This window comes from Mycobacterium sp. E3339, assembly GCF_001666915.1.
Classification (GTDB): domain Bacteria; phylum Actinomycetota; class Actinomycetes; order Mycobacteriales; family Mycobacteriaceae; genus Mycobacterium.
Genome location: NZ_LZIZ01000174.1, coordinates 26783 through 40808 on the forward strand (window position 1 = coordinate 26783; position 14026 = coordinate 40808).

A 14026-nucleotide genomic window follows, 5' to 3' on the forward strand; every position below is an offset into this window, starting at 1 on the left:
ACTCAGCCCGGTAGGGGCGTGAACCCCGCGCCGGGCCGGTGCTTGGCGTTGACGTCGCCCAGGATCGTGTTGAACGACTGGACTACGGCCGGCGTGTGCAGCGGGATGTACTTGATGATGCAGGTCGGCAGGTTGTCGCTGAACGCCCCGTGGATCATCCCGACCAGCATGTTGTTCACGGTCACCGGCGCTCCCGAGTCGCCCGGCTGGCCGCAGACCTGCATGACGATGGTGCCCGGTTCTTGGCCGGGGCCCCAGGTGACGCCGCACGAGTTGCCGGTGGTGCGGCCCTGTTTGCACGCGATCTCGCCGAAGGCCGGGTCCGGGCCGAGCCCGTTGATCGCGAAGCCGTTGTAGTTGGCGGTCGGCGTCACCTTGGCGGGATCGAACTTGATCACCGCGTAGTCGAGGTTGTCGTTGCCGGCGACCATGGTGCCCAGGATGCCGGCGTTTTCGGCGCCCTCGGCGGCCACCTGCGCGCCCGGCCCGCCGCAATGCGCCGAGGTGAAGCCGATCAGATCACCGGCGGCATCGCCCCCGATGGTGGTCAGGGTGCACATCGTGTCCCCGTTGATGACGATGCCGGCGCCGCCGCCCATCGGGATCCTGACGTCGGCGGCCGCGGCGCGCGCGGGGCAGCCCACCAGGACCAAGAGCACCGCCACCGTCGCCGCCACGAAGTACCGGTGCGCCGTCTGCACAGCACCACTCCCATCGACAGGCCGGACCCGGACCGGCTTGGCCAGTCTAGTCGGCCGGGCGTCTCGCCCGCCGTGCCGAGCGTGGCCGTCGGCTGGCCTCGTCTGCCATGTCGGCGCATGGCAACATGAACCGCGAGGACAGCCCGCCGGGCGATGACGAAAGAGGGGACCGTCTGTGAGCAAAGCCGATGGCAAGAACGGTGTGCCCAGCACGCTGACCACGATTCCCCTGACCGACCCGCACGCCCGGCCCGCCGAGCCGTCGATCGGTGACCTGATCAAGGACGCGACCACGCAGGTCTCCACGCTGGTACGCGCCGAGGTCGAGCTGGCCCGGGCCGAGATCACCCGGGACGTCAAAAAGGGCCTGACCGGCAGCGTGTACTTCATCGCCGCGCTGGTGGTGCTGTTCTACTCCACGTTCTTTTTCTTCTTCTTCGTCGCCGAGCTGCTCGACACCTGGCTGTGGCGCTGGGTGGCGTTCCTGATCGTCTTCGGTGTTCAGGTGGTGGTCGGTGCGCTGCTGGCCCTGCTGGGCTTCCTGAAGGTGCGCCGGATCCGGGGGCCGCGGGAGACCATCGAATCGGTCAAGGAGACCCGCACCGCGCTCACGCCGGGCCACGACAAGACGCCGGACGCGGCCAAGCAGCTCACCGAGCGCGGCAGGCACGAGAAGCCCGAAACCGATCCATCGGGTTGGTAGATGGCCCCGCCGGATCCGTCGGTAACCCGCATCGACGGGCCATGGCGCCATTTGGACGTGCACGCCAACGGGATCCGGTTCCATGTCGTCGAGGCCCTGCCCGCGGGCGGTGACGCGACCGCACCGCCCACGGCCCGTCCGCTGGTGATGCTGCTGCACGGTTTCGGTTCGTTCTGGTGGTCGTGGCGCCATCAGTTGCGGGGCTTGACCGGGGCGCGGGTGGTCGCGGTCGACCTGCGCGGCTACGGCGGCAGCGATAAGCCACCCCGCGGCTACGACGGCTGGACACTGGCCGGCGACACCGCCGGCCTGATTCGCGCGCTGGGGCACTCGTCGGCGACGCTGGTCGGGCACGCCGACGGCGGGCTGGCCTGCTGGGCCACCGCGTTGCTGCACGCGCGGTTGGTGTCGGCCATCGCGCTGATCAGCTCGCCGCACCCGGCGGCGCTGCGCCGGTCCACCCTGACCCGGCGCGACCAGGGCTACGCCCTGCTGTCCACACTGTTGCGCTACCAGATGCCGATCTGGCCCGAGCGCCTACTGACCCGCGACAACGGCGCCGAGATCGAACGCCTGGTCCGCAGCCGCAGCTGCGCCAAATGGCTTGCATCCGAAGACTTTTCCGAGGCAATCGGTTATCTGCGGACGGCGATCCAGATCCCGTCGGCGGCGCACTGCGCGCTGGAATATCAGCGCTGGGCCGTGCGCAGCCAGCTGCGCGACGAAGGCCGGCGCTTCATGAAATCGATGTGCCAGCAACTCAGCGTGCCGCTGCTGCACCTGCGCGGCGACGCCGATCCCTACGTGCTGGCCGACCCGGTCGACCGGACACAGCGTTACGCCCCGCAGGGGCGTTATGTATCCGTTTCGGGCGCAGGGCATTTCAGCCACGAAGAGGCGCCCGAGGAAATCAACAGGCATTTGCTGCGATTCCTCGACTCGGTGGTCAACTGACGCAGGCGCCGGTGGTGACCTGCTGGGTATCACCGAGCTTGGCGAGCTGGCCGGCCACCTCGTCGGCCGTCAGCACGAAGCCGGTGTCCGGGTCGTCGACGGCCGCCCCGAACACCACGCCGAGCACCTGACCGTTCAGGTCGATCAGCGGTCCGCCCGAATTGCCTTGCTCCACATTGGCTCTGATGGTGTAGACGTCACGGGTGACGGGTGCGGGGTCCCGGTAGATGTCCGGGCCGCTGAGCTTGATGACCTCGCGGATGCGGGCCGGGGTGGCGGTGAAGTTTCCGCCGCCCGGATAGCCCAGCACCACCACGCTGGTTCCCGTCTTCGCATCGGACTGGGCGAACGCCAGCGGCTGCGGCGGCAGGTTGGGGACGGCGAGGATGGCGATGTCGACCGACGGGTCATAGGAGACGACCGTGGCGTCGAGCGGGCTGCCGCTGGCGTAGATCTGCACGCTGTTGGACCCGGCCACCACGTGCGCGTTGGTCATCACCCGGTCCGGGGCGACCACAAATCCGCTGCCCTCCAACACTTTCTGGCAACTCGGCGCCAGGCTGCGCACCTTGACGACGCTGGGCGCGGTGGCCTGCACCACCGGGTTGGTGGCCAGCGCGGGGTCGGGAGAGGCGACGGGAATGACCGGAGTGCGGCTGAACGGCTCCAGCACCGCGGGCAGGCCGGAGGTGTTCAGCAGCGCCGACAGCCGCTTGGGCACCGTCTTCAGCCAGGGCGGGGCGACCTCGTTGACCTTGGCCAGCACCCGCGAGCCGCGGACCGCGGCGGCCAGCTCCGGCTGGTCCTTCGACTGGGTCAGCGGCGTCGCCAGCAACCAGGCCGCGGTCAACACCACCACCAGCTGGACCCCCACCCCGATGAACGAGTCGACCGTCCGGATGGTGCGGCTGCGGATCGCGCCCCGAACCGCCCGGCCCAACACCACTCCGGCGACCTCGCCGATGACGACCAGGGCAAGGATCAGGAACAGGGCGGCGAACAGCTTGGCCCGGGGCGCGGCGATGTGGGCGACCAGGTGGGGCGCCAGCAGCACACCCGCGATCGCGCCCAACAACACCCCGACGAACGAGAACAGCGAGCCGACCGCGCCGGAACGCCAACCCGACACGGCCGCGATGAACGCGACCGCCAGCACGGCCACGTCAAGCCATTGCGACGGGCTCATCGAGTTCAGGTTCATCCGGGGGCCTCACCCTGGTCGCCGACCAGCGCCATCGCCGCGTCCAATTCGCGGACGTCGGTGGTGTCCCAGGGCTGGGCCCAGCCGGCGACGTCGAGCATCGCACAGATCACCTGGCCAGTGAATCCCCAAACCAGCATCTCGTTCAGCAGAAACGCCGGTCCGGCCCACCGGCGCCCGAGGTCGCCCCGGTACACCATCAGCCGATTGGCCGGGTTGATGAAGGCGCGCACCGGAACTCGCGCGACGATCGCGGTTTCGGCCTCGTTGACGACGGCCACCGGCCCGGGATCGGGCGAGTAGGCCAGCACCGGCACGACGTGAAACCGCGACGGCGCGATGAACGTCCGTTCCATCGTGACCAAGGGCCGCAACCGGGAGACGTCGATCCCGGTTTCTTCCTCCGCTTCGCGCAGGGCGGTGGACACCGGGCCGTCATCGCCCGGATCGGAGGCGCCGCCGGGAAACGCCGCCTGCCCGGCGTGGTGGCGCAGCGTCGACGCCCGCACCGTGAGCAGCAGGTCGGCGTCGTCGGGGACGCCGCCGTCGGCCGGCGCGGACGCGGGACCCGAAAACAGCACCAGGACGGCGGCTTCGCGACCCCGGCCGCTCATCGCCGACAACGACGACGCGGCCTTGCCGGTGATCATCGCGAGCACGTCGGCCGGCAGCCGGCGCCGGTACGCGTCCGGCATCCGCTCGACGTTATCGACCAGGGGACGCAGCCACCGCGGGGAGGCGTCGGGCGTCAGCGGCATCGTCCCGCGCGCGCGGGACGGGGGCTTGCCCGCCGCATGCGGGGGCTCGCCCCCGACACTCACCCGGCGCTCCAGTCGGTCCAATTTCAGGCTTATCCCTTGTCATTTCCGACCGCGGCGGCGATCTCGTCGGCACTGGCGAAGGCCCGCGGCAGCATCTGGGCAACGCTACCGTCCGACCGCAGAACCACGGTCGCGGGCATCACGTTTGCCACGCCGAGCGCCGCCGCGACCCGACGGCGACCGTCCTGCAGGGTCGGCAACCGAACGCCCAACTCGGCCAGCCGCAGCAACGCCGCCGTCTCGTTCTCGTCCTGATGCACGGTCACCACCATCACGTCCGACCCGGCTCGCCGTTGATACTCGGCCATCGCGCGCAGCTCGGCCGCGCACGGCGCGCACCAATACGCCCACAGGTTGAGCACGACCCGGCGCCCGGCCAGCGCGCGGGCGACGTCGACAACCGAACCGTCCGCGGCGCATTCGGCGGTGACCCCGCGCAGCGCCGGGGGCCCGGGACCGTCGCCGGCGCCCGGACACGGCACCAGATTGGCCCGCTGCCGCGGACCGGCCAGCGCGGCCGCCGTGTCGGCGTCGCGGTGCTCGCGGTCGGGCGTGCCCTGCGCGGTGCCGGGGGTCGTCGTCGGCGCGGACTGGTCGCGAAGCTGGGCCACCAGGGCCGCGGTCAGCGCCGCCACCACCGCGAGGATCGCGATCGTCCAGCGCGTGGAACGCGTCAAGGCCGTGCTCTACAGGCCGGCCAGGGCCAGCAGGTGCTCGGTCTCCGGGCCCCGCACCAACGGCGCGGCCAGCAGCGGCTCGGTGGGGCCGAGGCCGAACGACGGGCAATCCTTGGCCACCACGCAGACACCGCAGGCCGGTTTGCGCGCGTGGCATACCCGGCGGCCGTGGAAGATCACGCGGTGGCTGAGCATGGTCCACTCGTTGCGTTCGATCAACTCGCCGGCCGCGCGCTCGATCTTGACCGGATCTTTGTCGGTGGTCCAGCGCCACCGGTGCAGCAGCCGCGCGAAATGGGTGTCGACCGTGATGCCGGGGACGCCAAAGGCGTTGCCCAGGATGACGTTGGCGGTCTTGCGGCCCACGCCGGGCAGCGTGACCAGTTCTTCCATCGTGGCGGGCACCTCGCCGTCGAACCGCTCGACCAACGCCTGCCCGAGGCCGATCAGTGAGGTCGCCTTGTTCCGGAAGAACCCCGTGGGGCGGATCAGGGTTTCCAGTTCGTCGCGGTCGGCTTGCGCGTAGTCCAGCGCCGAGGGATAGCGCTTGAACAACGCCGGCGTCGTGAGGTTCACCCGTTTGTCGGTGCTCTGCGCGGAAAGGATGGTGGCGACCGTCAGCTCCAGCGGCGTGGTGAAGTCCAGCTCGCAGTGCGCGTCCGGAAATGCCTGCGCCAGAGCCCTATTCATGCGGCGGGCCCGTCGCACCAGGCCTACTCGGGTCTCCTCGGAGAAGCGCCGCGCGGCGTCGCCGCCCGCCGGGGCGGGGGTGGACTTCGAGCGCCCGGACGACTTTGCCGCTGTCACCTACGACAGAGTACTGATTTCGTGATCTCGCCGAGACCTCGTGTTGATTGAAGGCCCTGTTTACTCTCCTTGTGTCATGGTTGCTGGTGGCCTGCGTTCCCGGGCTGCTGATGCTGGCGGCGCTCGGCTTGGGGCGCCTCGAACGGGGGCTCGCCCGCGCAGACGTCACGATGATCGCGGTCGCCGAGCTCTTCGAGCACGTGGAGTTCATGGACGTGCGCACCCTGGCCCGCGAGGGCATGCCGGAGGCGGTGGAATACCTGCACCGGCGCGAGGACCGGGAACTCGCGGCGGCGGCGCTGGGCGGGCTGACCGCCGGGCCGCGTCACGCGGCGCCGTCGTTCGCCGCCAGCTTCGTCGACCGCGGCGAGCTGACATTGCCGACGCGAATACACGCGCAGACGCGCATCAATCCGCAGTTTAAGGCCCCTCGATACGTCAATCGTGTGTAGCGTTGCACGTTGGACAAAATGTCCGACCGCTAGACTCATCACGCGAGCACGGGATTAACCTGCACGTATCACCGTCATTAAAACCTGAAGAGGCAACGTGGACGAGATCCTGGCAAGGGCAGGAATCTTCCAAGGGGTTGAGCCCAGCGCCGTCGCCGCGCTGACCAAGCAACTGCAACCCGTCGACTTCCCCCGTGGGCACACGGTGTTCGCCGAGGGGGAGCCGGGCGATCGGCTGTACATCATCGTCTCGGGGAAGGTGAAGATCGGCCGTCGCTCGCCCGACGGTCGGGAGAACCTGCTGACGATCATGGGCCCGTCGGACATGTTCGGCGAATTGTCCATCTTCGACCCCGGCCCGCGGACCTCCAGCGCGACCACCATCACCGAGGTGCGCGCGGTGTCGATGGACCGCGACGCGCTGCGGGCGTGGATCGCCGACCGTCCCGAGATCGCCGAGCAGCTGCTGCGGGTGCTGGCCCGACGCCTGCGCCGCACCAACAACAACCTGGCCGACCTCATCTTCACCGACGTGCCCGGCCGGGTCGCCAAACAGCTGCTGCAGCTCGCCCAGCGGTTCGGCACCCAGGAGGGTGGCGCGATGCGGGTGACCCACGACCTGACCCAGGAGGAGATCGCCCAGCTGGTGGGCGCCTCCCGCGAGACGGTGAACAAGGCGCTGGCCGACTTCGCCCACCGCGGCTGGATCCGCCTGGAGGGCAAGAGTGTGCTGATTTCGGACTCCGAAAGGCTGGCGAGGCGAGCGCGCTAATTGCGCCGAGCCGGTAATTCCGCGGGCGGCTACTCGCACTTCATCCTGCGAATTTTCAGCCTCGCCGCAAATAGTCCAGCTGCGCCTGAACCGACCATTCGGCCGCGTCCCAGAGTTTCTCGTCGACGTCCACATACACGTGTTCGACGACCTGGCGGGCGGTGGCGTCGTCGCCGATGTCGCGCAACGCCGCGCGCACCTGCTCCAGGCGCTCGTGCCGGTGCATCAGGTAGCCCGACGCGACGGCCTCCAGGTTGGCCAGGTCCGGCCCGTGGCCGGGCAGCACCGTGCGCGGGCCCAGTCCGCGCAGCCGGCGCAACGATTCCAGGTAGTCGGCCAGGCTGCCGTCTTCGGAATCTATGACCGCGGTGCCGCGGCCCAGGACGCTGTCGGCGGTGAGCACCGCGTCGTCGATGAGAAACGACAGCGAGTCGGCGGTGTGGCCCGGCGTCGCCATCACCTTGATCTTGAGGCCGGCCGCGTCGATCACCTCACCGTCGGTCAGGTGACCGCCGAGGCCACGCAAGAATCCGCTGCCCGCCGACCGCACAGTCGCGCCGGTCCGCTCGACGAGCTTGTCGATGCCGTCGGTGTGATCGCCGTGCCGGTGACTGATCAGCACCAGCGTGATGCGGCCCAACCCCGCGACCCGCGCGATGTGTTCGTCGTCGTCCGGCCCGGGATCCACCACGACCAATTCGTCGCTGCCCTGGCCGCGCAGCACCCAGGTGTTGGTCCCCTCGAGCGTCAGCAATCCGGGGTTGTCGGCCAACAGCACCGAGGCAGTGTCGGTGACCGCCCGCAGCCTGCCGTATGCGGGATGGCTCAACGACTCTTGCGCCTCGGTCACGGTCGTGAGCCGACCTCCACGATCAGTTCGACCTCCACCGGCGCGTCCAACGGCAGCTCGGACACCCCGACCGCCGACCGGGCGTGCGCGCCCCGCTCGCCGAACACGTCGGCCAGCAGCTCGGAAGCCCCGTTGATGACGCCGGGCTGGCCGTTGAAACCCGGGGCCGACGCGACGAAGCCGACGACCTTGACCACGCGGGTCACCGCGTCGATGCCGACCAGCGCATCCACGGCGGCCAGGGCGTTGAGCGCGCAGACGCGCGCCAGCGCCTTACCCTCTTCCGGGCTGACCTGGGCACCGACCTTGCCGGTCCCCGCGAGCTGTCCCGCCTGCATCGGCAGCTGACCCGCCGTATAGACCAAATCGCCCGTGCGCACCGCGGGCACGTAGGCGGCCAGCGGGGCCACGACCTCGGGCAGCGCGACGCCGAGTTCCGCGAGCCGGGCCGAGGCGCTCATCTACTTCGGGCGCTTCAGATACGCGACGTGTTGCTCGCCGGTCGGTCCGGGCAGTACCGAGACCAATTCCCAACCGTCGGCGCCCCACTGGTCGAGGATTTGTTTGGTGGCGTGCGTCAGCAGCGGGACCGTGACGTATTCCCATGCGGTGGGTTGGCTCATGGCGCGAGCTTATCGGTCGCAGCTGAACGGCTCCGGCCTGCCCGGGGATCGGTCGGGCTAGCATGCGAAGGTGGCAAACACATCGAGCGGCGGTAGCGCGGTCGGCTGGCCGGCCCGGCTGTCGAAGGCCCGGCTGCATTTCGTCACCGGCAAAGGCGGTACGGGCAAGTCGACGATAGCGGCCGCGCTGGCGCTGACCCTGGCAGCCGGGGGCCGCAAGGTCCTCCTCGTGGAAGTCGAAGGGCGCCAAGGCATTGCGCAACTCTTCGACGTCCCGCCGCTGCCCTACCAGGAGGTCAAGATCGCGACCGCCGAACGCGGCGGACAGGTCAACGCCCTGGCGATCGACATCGAGGCCGCGTTCCTGGAATACCTGGACATGTTCTACAACCTGGGCATCGCCGGGCGGGCGATGCGCCGCATCGGGGCCATCGAGTTCGCGACGACGATCGCGCCCGGCCTGCGCGACGTGCTGCTCACCGGCAAGATCAAGGAGTCGGTGGTGCGCCTGAACAAAGGGGCCAAGAACCCGGTGTACGACGCGGTCGTCGTCGACGCTCCCCCGACGGGGCGGATCGCCCGCTTCCTGGACGTCACCAAGGCGGTGTCGGATCTGGCCAAGGGCGGGCCGGTGCACTCGCAGAGCGAGGGCGTGGTGAAGCTGCTGCACTCCGAGCAGACCGCCATCCACCTGGTCACCCTGCTGGAGGCGTTGCCGGTGCAGGAAACGCTGGAGGCCATCGAGGAACTCGCCGAGATGGAGCTGCCGATCGGCAGCGTGATCGTGAACCGCAACATCGCGTCGCATCTGCAGCCGGCCGACCTGGCGAAGGCCGCCGAGGGTGACGTCGACGCGGACTCGGTGCGGGCGGGCCTGGAGATGGCGGGGATCAAGCTGAACGACGCCGAGTTCGCCGGGCTGCTGACCGAAACCATCGAGCACGCGACGGTCATCGCCGCGCGCGCCGAGATCGCCCAACAGCTCGACGCGTTGAAGGTGCCGCGGCTCGAGTTGCCCGCGATCTCCGACGGCGTGGACCTGGGCAGCCTTTATGAGCTGTCGGAATCGCTTGCGCAGCAGGGAGTTCGATGAGTACAACGCCGAATAGGCTTGATCTGGCGGCGATCCTGGCCGACACGACCAACCGGGTCGTGGTGTGCTGCGGGGCGGGCGGCGTGGGCAAGACCACCACCGCCGCCGCGATGGCGCTGCGCGCGGCCGAATACGGCCGCAACGTGTGCGTGCTGACGATCGACCCGGCCAAGCGGCTCGCACAGGCGCTGGGGGTCAACGACCTTGGCAACACCCCGCAATCGGTGCCCCTGGCGCCGGAGGTTCCCGGTGAACTGCACGCGATGATGCTCGACATGCGCCGCACGTTCGACGAGATGGTGGTCCAGTACTCCGGACCCGGTCGCGCGCAAGCGATTCTGGACAACCAGTTCTATCAGACGGTCGCCAGCTCGCTCGCCGGCACGCAGGAGTACATGGCGATGGAGAAACTCGGTCAGCTGCTGGCCGAGGACCGGTGGGACCTGGTGGTGGTGGACACCCCGCCGTCGCGCAACGCGCTTGACTTCCTGGACGCGCCCAAGCGCCTCGGCAGCTTCATGGACAGCCGGTTGTGGCGGCTGCTGCTCGCGCCCGGCCGGGGCATCGGCCGATTGGTCACCGGCGCAATGGGTTTGGCGATGAAGGCGATGTCCACCGTGCTCGGCTCGCAGATGTTGAGCGACGCGGCCGCGTTCGTGCAATCACTGGACGCCACGTTCGGCGGTTTCCGGGAGAAGGCGGATCGCACCTACGCGCTGCTGAAGAGGCGCGGCACGCAGTTCGTCGTGGTGTCGGCGGCCGAGCCCGACGCACTGCGCGAGGCCTCGTTCTTCGTCGACCGGCTGTCGCAGGAGGGCATGCCGCTGGCCGGGCTGATCTTGAACCGCACCCACCCGACGTTGTGCTCGTTGCCGGCCGAGCGGGCGATCGACGGGACCGAAACGCTGGAGGCCGAAACGGACTCCGAGGCGGCGTCGCTGGCCGCCGCCGTGCTGAGGATTCACGCCGACCGCGCGCAGACCGCCAAACGGGAAATCAGGTTGCTGTCGCGGTTCACCGGAGCCAATCCGCACGTCCCGGTCATCGGGGTGCCCTCGCTGCCGTTCGACGTCTCGGATCTCGAGGCGTTGCGCGCGCTTGCCGACCAGATCACCTCGACCGTCGGCGACGCCCGCGCAGCCACCCAGGGGCCCCTACGCTAGGGGGCCCGATCGCGGCGTCAGCCGACGCTGCGGGCCCGCCTCTTGTCGAAGAAGTCCGCCCAGGACACCACCTCGGGGTGCTGCTTGAGCAGGGCGCGGCGCTGACGCTCGGTCATGCCGCCCCAGACGCCGAACTCGACCTTGTTGTCCAGTGCGTCCGCTCCGCATTCCTGCATCACCGGGCAGTGCCGGCAAATGACGGCGGCTTTGCGCTGCGCGGCCCCGCGAACGAATAGCTCGTCCGGGTCGGTGGTTCGACACAGTGCTTTGGAGACCCAGGCGATCCGTTCTTCGGCATCAACGCTGCGGAGTACCCCTTGTGCGGCCGCAATGTTTGTTCTACGCGCCGCAGGCCGTGTTCCTGACACGAACTGTTCCCTTCCCTACCGGCCGCCCTCGCGACCGCCCTCCTCGGGTGCAGATCCTCACCTGCGATCTACGCCACACTGTGTACATCGGTGTTACCTGAATCTCACCGTGTGTCTAAGTTAGGTGGTCAGCTGCCAATTGCGCAACAGTCCGATAACGCTTTTTTTGGGACGGGCGTCCCGTCTCGTCCCAGAACGGTACGCGAAGAAGTGATCTTGGACACGTCAGCTCGCACGCTTTCTACTGACGCCTGCGCAAATTTTATCCCGCCCGCGGCGGTAAAGCGCTGGTCAATGCCGGGGGCAAAAAGTGGGTGAACGCGCGGCGTGGCGACGTGACTGGGGGCCGCTACTGTAATAGCCATGTCAGACCGCCCCCGGGCCGCCCTCACGATTCTCAAGCTTGCGGGGTACTGCTTGCTGGCCGGCGTCGTCGCCACCGCCCTGATGTTTCCGTTCGCGGGCGGATTGGGCCTGATGTCCAACCGGGCCTCCGAAGTCGTCGCCAACGGATCGGCCCAACTCCTCGAAGGCGAGGTGCCCGCGGTGTCGACGATGGTCGACGCGAAGGGCAACACCATCGCCTGGCTGTACTCCCAGCGCCGCTTCGAGGTGCCCAGCGACAAGATCGCCAACACGATGAAGCTGGCGATCGTGTCCATCGAGGACAAGCGGTTCGCCGAGCACGCCGGGGTGGACTGGAAGGGCACGCTGACCGGGTTGGCCGGCTACGCGCGCGGCGACGTCGACACCCGCGGCGGGTCGACGATCGAGCAGCAGTACATCAAGAACTATCAGTTGCTGGTGACGGCGAAGACCGACGCCGAAAAGCGCGCCGCCGTGGAGACCACCCCGGCGCGCAAGCTGCGCGAGATCCGGATGGCGCTCACGCTGGACAAGACGTTCACCAAGCCCGAGATCCTGACCCGCTACCTGAACCTGGTGTCGTTCGGCAACGGCTCGTTCGGTGTGCAGGACGCGGCGCAGACGTACTTCGGCATCAACGCCTCGGACCTCAACTGGCAGCAGGCCGCCCTGCTGGCCGGCATGGTGCAGTCGACCAGCGCGCTCAACCCCTACACCAACCCCGAGGGTGCGCTGGCGCGGCGAAACCTGGTGCTGGACACCATGATCGAGAACATCCCGCAGGAGGCCGACGCGCTGCGCGCCGCCAAGGCCACGCCGCTGGGCGTGCTGCCGCAGCCCAACGAGTTGCCGCGTGGCTGCATCGCGGCCGGCGACCGCGCGTTCTTCTGCGACTACGTCCAGGAGTATTTGTCCCGCGCCGGAATCAGTAAAGAACAGGTGGCCCGCGGCGGCTACCTCATCCGCACCACGCTGGACCCGGACGTGCAGGTCCCCGTCAAGGCGGCCATCGACCAGTTCGCCAGCCCCACGCTGCCGGGCATCTCCAGCGTGATGAGCGTGATCCAGCCCGGCAAGACGTCGCACAAGGTGATGGCGATGGCGAGCAACCGCACCTACGGGCTGAACCTCGACGCGGGCGAAACCATGCGCCCGCAACCGTTCTCGTTGGTCGGCGACGGCGCGGGCTCGGTATTCAAGATCTTCACCACGGCCGCCGCCCTGGACATGGGGATGGGCACCAACGCCACGCTCGAGGTGCCGAGCCGGTTCCAGGCCAAGGGCATGGGCAGCGGCGGCGCCAAGGGCTGCCCCAAGGACACCTGGTGCGTGGTCAACGCCGGCAACTACCGCGGGTCGATGAACGTGACCGAGGCGCTGGCCACCTCGCCCAACACCGCGTTCGCCAAGCTGATCCAGCAGGTCGGGGTGACCCGCACGGTGGACATGGCGATCAAGCTGGGGCTGCGGTCCTACGCCGACCCGGGCACCGCCCGCGACTACAACCCGGACAGCAACGAGAGCCTGGCCGACTTCGTCAAACGGCAGAACATCGGCTCGTTCACCCTGGGCCCCATCGAGGTCAACGCGCTCGAACTGTCCAACGTCGCGGCCACGCTGGCCTCCGGCGGCACCTGGTGCCCGCCGAACCCGATCGACAAGCTGATCGACCGGCACGGCAACGAGGTCGCCGTGACCACCGAGACCTGTGACCAGGTGGTGCCCGAGGGGCTGGCGAACACCCTGGCCAACGCGATGAGCAAGGACGCGGTGGGCGGCGGCACCGCCGCCGGCTCGGCCGGCGCCGCGGGCTGGACGCTGCCGATGTCCGGCAAGACTGGCACCACCGAGGCGCACCGTTCCTCCGGCTTCGTGGGCTTCACCAATCACTACGCCGCGGCCAACTACATCTACGACGACTCGACCTCGCCGACGGACCTGTGCTCGGCGCCCCTGCGCCATTGCGGCGAGGGCGACCTGTACGGCGGTAACGAGCCGGCCCGCACCTGGTTCACCGCGATGAAGCCGATCGCCAACAACTTCGGGCCGGTGGCGCTGCCGCCCACCGATCCCCGCTACGTGGACGGGTCGCCCGGGTCGCGGGTGCCCAGCGTCGCGGGCCTGGATATCGACGCGGCGCGTGCCCGCCTCAAGGAGGCCGGCTTCCAGGTCGCCGACCAGAACAACTTCGTCAACAGCAGCGCCAAGCAGGGCGAGGTGGTCGGAACCACCCCGAGCGGCGCGACGATCCCGGGCTCCATCATCACCATTCAGGTCAGCAACGGCATCCCGCCGGCCCCGCCGCCGCCGCCGGAGGGCGCGCCGGTGCCGGTCGGGTCGCAGGTGGTCGAGATTCCGGGCCTGCCGCCGATCACCATTCCGTTGCTGGCGCCGCCGCCCCCGCCGCCGGGCGCCCCGCCCCCGTAATCGCCGCGCCGACCATGACGCCGTGGCGCCAGCTATGCGTTGCCAACG

Annotated in this window: 16 protein-coding genes; 7 read left to right on the forward strand and 9 right to left on the reverse strand. The window is 69.2% G+C overall.

Annotation, left to right across the window (positions count from 1 at the left end):
- Window positions 1-2 precede the first annotated feature (2 nt).
- On the reverse strand, window positions 3-701 hold the full coding sequence (locus A5702_RS15720; RefSeq protein WP_055404056.1) for a hypothetical protein: 699 nt from the start codon (window positions 699-701) through the stop codon (window positions 3-5).
- Window positions 702-876: 175 nt separating this feature from the next.
- Between A5702_RS15720 and A5702_RS15725 the strand changes: the two genes are divergently transcribed.
- Both A5702_RS15725 and A5702_RS15730 read left to right on the forward strand, forming a co-directional pair.
- Window positions 877-1404, forward strand: coding sequence for a phage holin family protein (locus tag A5702_RS15725; protein WP_055404057.1), 528 nt, complete (start codon window positions 877-879; stop codon window positions 1402-1404).
- Window positions 1405-2358, forward strand: a complete 954-nt coding sequence (locus A5702_RS15730; protein WP_068221803.1) for an alpha/beta fold hydrolase — start codon at window positions 1405-1407, stop codon at window positions 2356-2358.
- Here A5702_RS15730 and marP read toward each other — a convergent pair.
- From marP to nth, 4 genes are read right to left on the reverse strand one after another with little or no spacing between them, the layout of a single operon-like run.
- Window positions 2351-3544, reverse strand: a complete 1194-nt coding sequence (gene marP, locus A5702_RS15735; RefSeq protein WP_156349618.1) for an acid resistance serine protease MarP — start codon at window positions 3542-3544, stop codon at window positions 2351-2353. The two genes, A5702_RS15730 and marP, sit on opposite strands and share 8 nt — an antisense overlap.
- A gap of 11 nt (window positions 3545-3555) precedes the next feature.
- Window positions 3556-4380, reverse strand: a complete 825-nt coding sequence (locus A5702_RS15740; protein WP_156349619.1) for a CoA pyrophosphatase — start codon at window positions 4378-4380, stop codon at window positions 3556-3558.
- 29 nt (window positions 4381-4409) lie between these two features.
- Window positions 4410-5057 carry a TlpA disulfide reductase family protein gene (locus tag A5702_RS15745; RefSeq protein ID WP_068221805.1) on the reverse strand — a complete coding sequence of 216 codons (648 nt, stop codon included), beginning with the start codon at window positions 5055-5057 and terminating at the stop codon, window positions 4410-4412.
- 9 nt (window positions 5058-5066) lie between these two features.
- Window positions 5067-5747: an endonuclease III gene (gene nth, locus A5702_RS15750; protein ID WP_068221807.1), complete on the reverse strand. Its 681-nt coding sequence runs from the start codon at window positions 5745-5747 to the stop codon at window positions 5067-5069.
- Window positions 5748-5935: 188 nt separating this feature from the next.
- Here nth and A5702_RS15755 point away from each other — a divergent pair, with 188 nt between their 5' ends.
- Both A5702_RS15755 and crp read left to right on the forward strand, forming a co-directional pair.
- Window positions 5936-6316 (forward strand): hypothetical protein, encoded by a 381-nt coding sequence (locus tag A5702_RS15755; RefSeq protein WP_067818684.1) that lies wholly within the window; start codon window positions 5936-5938, stop codon window positions 6314-6316.
- Between the two features lie 97 nt (window positions 6317-6413).
- A complete protein-coding gene (crp, locus tag A5702_RS15760) occupies window positions 6414-7088 on the forward strand; it encodes a cAMP-activated global transcriptional regulator CRP (protein WP_007166630.1) in 675 nt (224 codons plus the stop codon).
- A 55-nt stretch (window positions 7089-7143) separates the two neighbouring features.
- Here crp and A5702_RS15765 read toward each other — a convergent pair whose 3' ends face one another.
- The 3 genes from A5702_RS15765 to A5702_RS26410 are packed head-to-tail and all read right to left on the reverse strand — an operon-like array spanning window position 7144 to window position 8561.
- Entirely contained in the window at window positions 7144-7938 is a 795-nt protein-coding gene (locus A5702_RS15765) for an MBL fold metallo-hydrolase (RefSeq protein ID WP_055404064.1), read from the reverse strand.
- Complete coding sequence (locus tag A5702_RS15770; RefSeq protein ID WP_055404065.1) at window positions 7935-8399, reverse strand: RidA family protein; 465 nt, start codon at window positions 8397-8399, stop codon at window positions 7935-7937. The genes A5702_RS15765 and A5702_RS15770 overlap by 4 nt, the downstream gene beginning before the upstream one ends.
- Complete coding sequence (locus A5702_RS26410) at window positions 8400-8561, reverse strand: DUF4177 domain-containing protein (RefSeq protein WP_007166633.1); 162 nt, start codon at window positions 8559-8561, stop codon at window positions 8400-8402.
- Between the two features lie 70 nt (window positions 8562-8631).
- On the opposite strand from A5702_RS26410, the gene A5702_RS15775 reads away from it, so the two are divergent.
- Both A5702_RS15775 and A5702_RS15780 read left to right on the forward strand, forming a co-directional pair.
- Window positions 8632-9654 carry an ArsA family ATPase gene (locus A5702_RS15775; protein WP_068221809.1) on the forward strand — a complete coding sequence of 341 codons (1023 nt, stop codon included), beginning with the start codon at window positions 8632-8634 and terminating at the stop codon, window positions 9652-9654.
- Window positions 9651-10817: an ArsA family ATPase gene (locus tag A5702_RS15780; protein WP_068221811.1), complete on the forward strand. Its 1167-nt coding sequence runs from the start codon at window positions 9651-9653 to the stop codon at window positions 10815-10817. Before A5702_RS15775 ends, A5702_RS15780 begins: the two co-directional genes overlap by 4 nt.
- A gap of 17 nt (window positions 10818-10834) precedes the next feature.
- Here the strand turns inward: A5702_RS15780 and A5702_RS15785 are convergent, their stop codons facing one another.
- Window positions 10835-11185, reverse strand: a complete 351-nt coding sequence (locus tag A5702_RS15785) for a WhiB family transcriptional regulator (RefSeq protein ID WP_055404068.1) — start codon at window positions 11183-11185, stop codon at window positions 10835-10837.
- A gap of 363 nt (window positions 11186-11548) precedes the next feature.
- Between A5702_RS15785 and ponA2 the strand changes: the two genes are divergently transcribed.
- Complete coding sequence (gene ponA2 / locus A5702_RS15790; RefSeq protein ID WP_068221814.1) at window positions 11549-13978, forward strand: transglycosylase/D,D-transpeptidase PonA2; 2430 nt, start codon at window positions 11549-11551, stop codon at window positions 13976-13978.
- The last annotated feature ends 48 nt before the right edge of the window (window positions 13979-14026 follow it).

What these genes read in the sequence shown, in the direction of transcription:
- A5702_RS15780 (WP_068221811.1), top strand. Translation starts at nt 9,651, where the DNA reads ATGAGTACAACGCCGAATAGGCTTGATCTGGCGGCGATCCTGGCCGAC.
- A5702_RS15730 (WP_068221803.1), top strand. Translation starts at nt 1,405, where the DNA reads ATGGCCCCGCCGGATCCGTCGGTAACCCGCATCGACGGGCCATGGCGC.
- marP (WP_156349618.1), bottom strand. Translation starts at nt 3,544, where the DNA reads ATGAGCCCGTCGCAATGGCTTGACGTGGCCGTGCTGGCGGTCGCGTTC.
- A5702_RS26410 (WP_007166633.1), bottom strand. Translation starts at nt 8,561, where the DNA reads ATGAGCCAACCCACCGCATGGGAATACGTCACGGTCCCGCTGCTGACG.
- A5702_RS15770 (WP_055404065.1), bottom strand. Translation starts at nt 8,399, where the DNA reads ATGAGCGCCTCGGCCCGGCTCGCGGAACTCGGCGTCGCGCTGCCCGAG.
- ponA2 (WP_068221814.1), top strand. Translation starts at nt 11,549, where the DNA reads ATGTCAGACCGCCCCCGGGCCGCCCTCACGATTCTCAAGCTTGCGGGG.
- nth (WP_068221807.1), bottom strand. Translation starts at nt 5,747, where the DNA reads ATGAATAGGGCTCTGGCGCAGGCATTTCCGGACGCGCACTGCGAGCTG.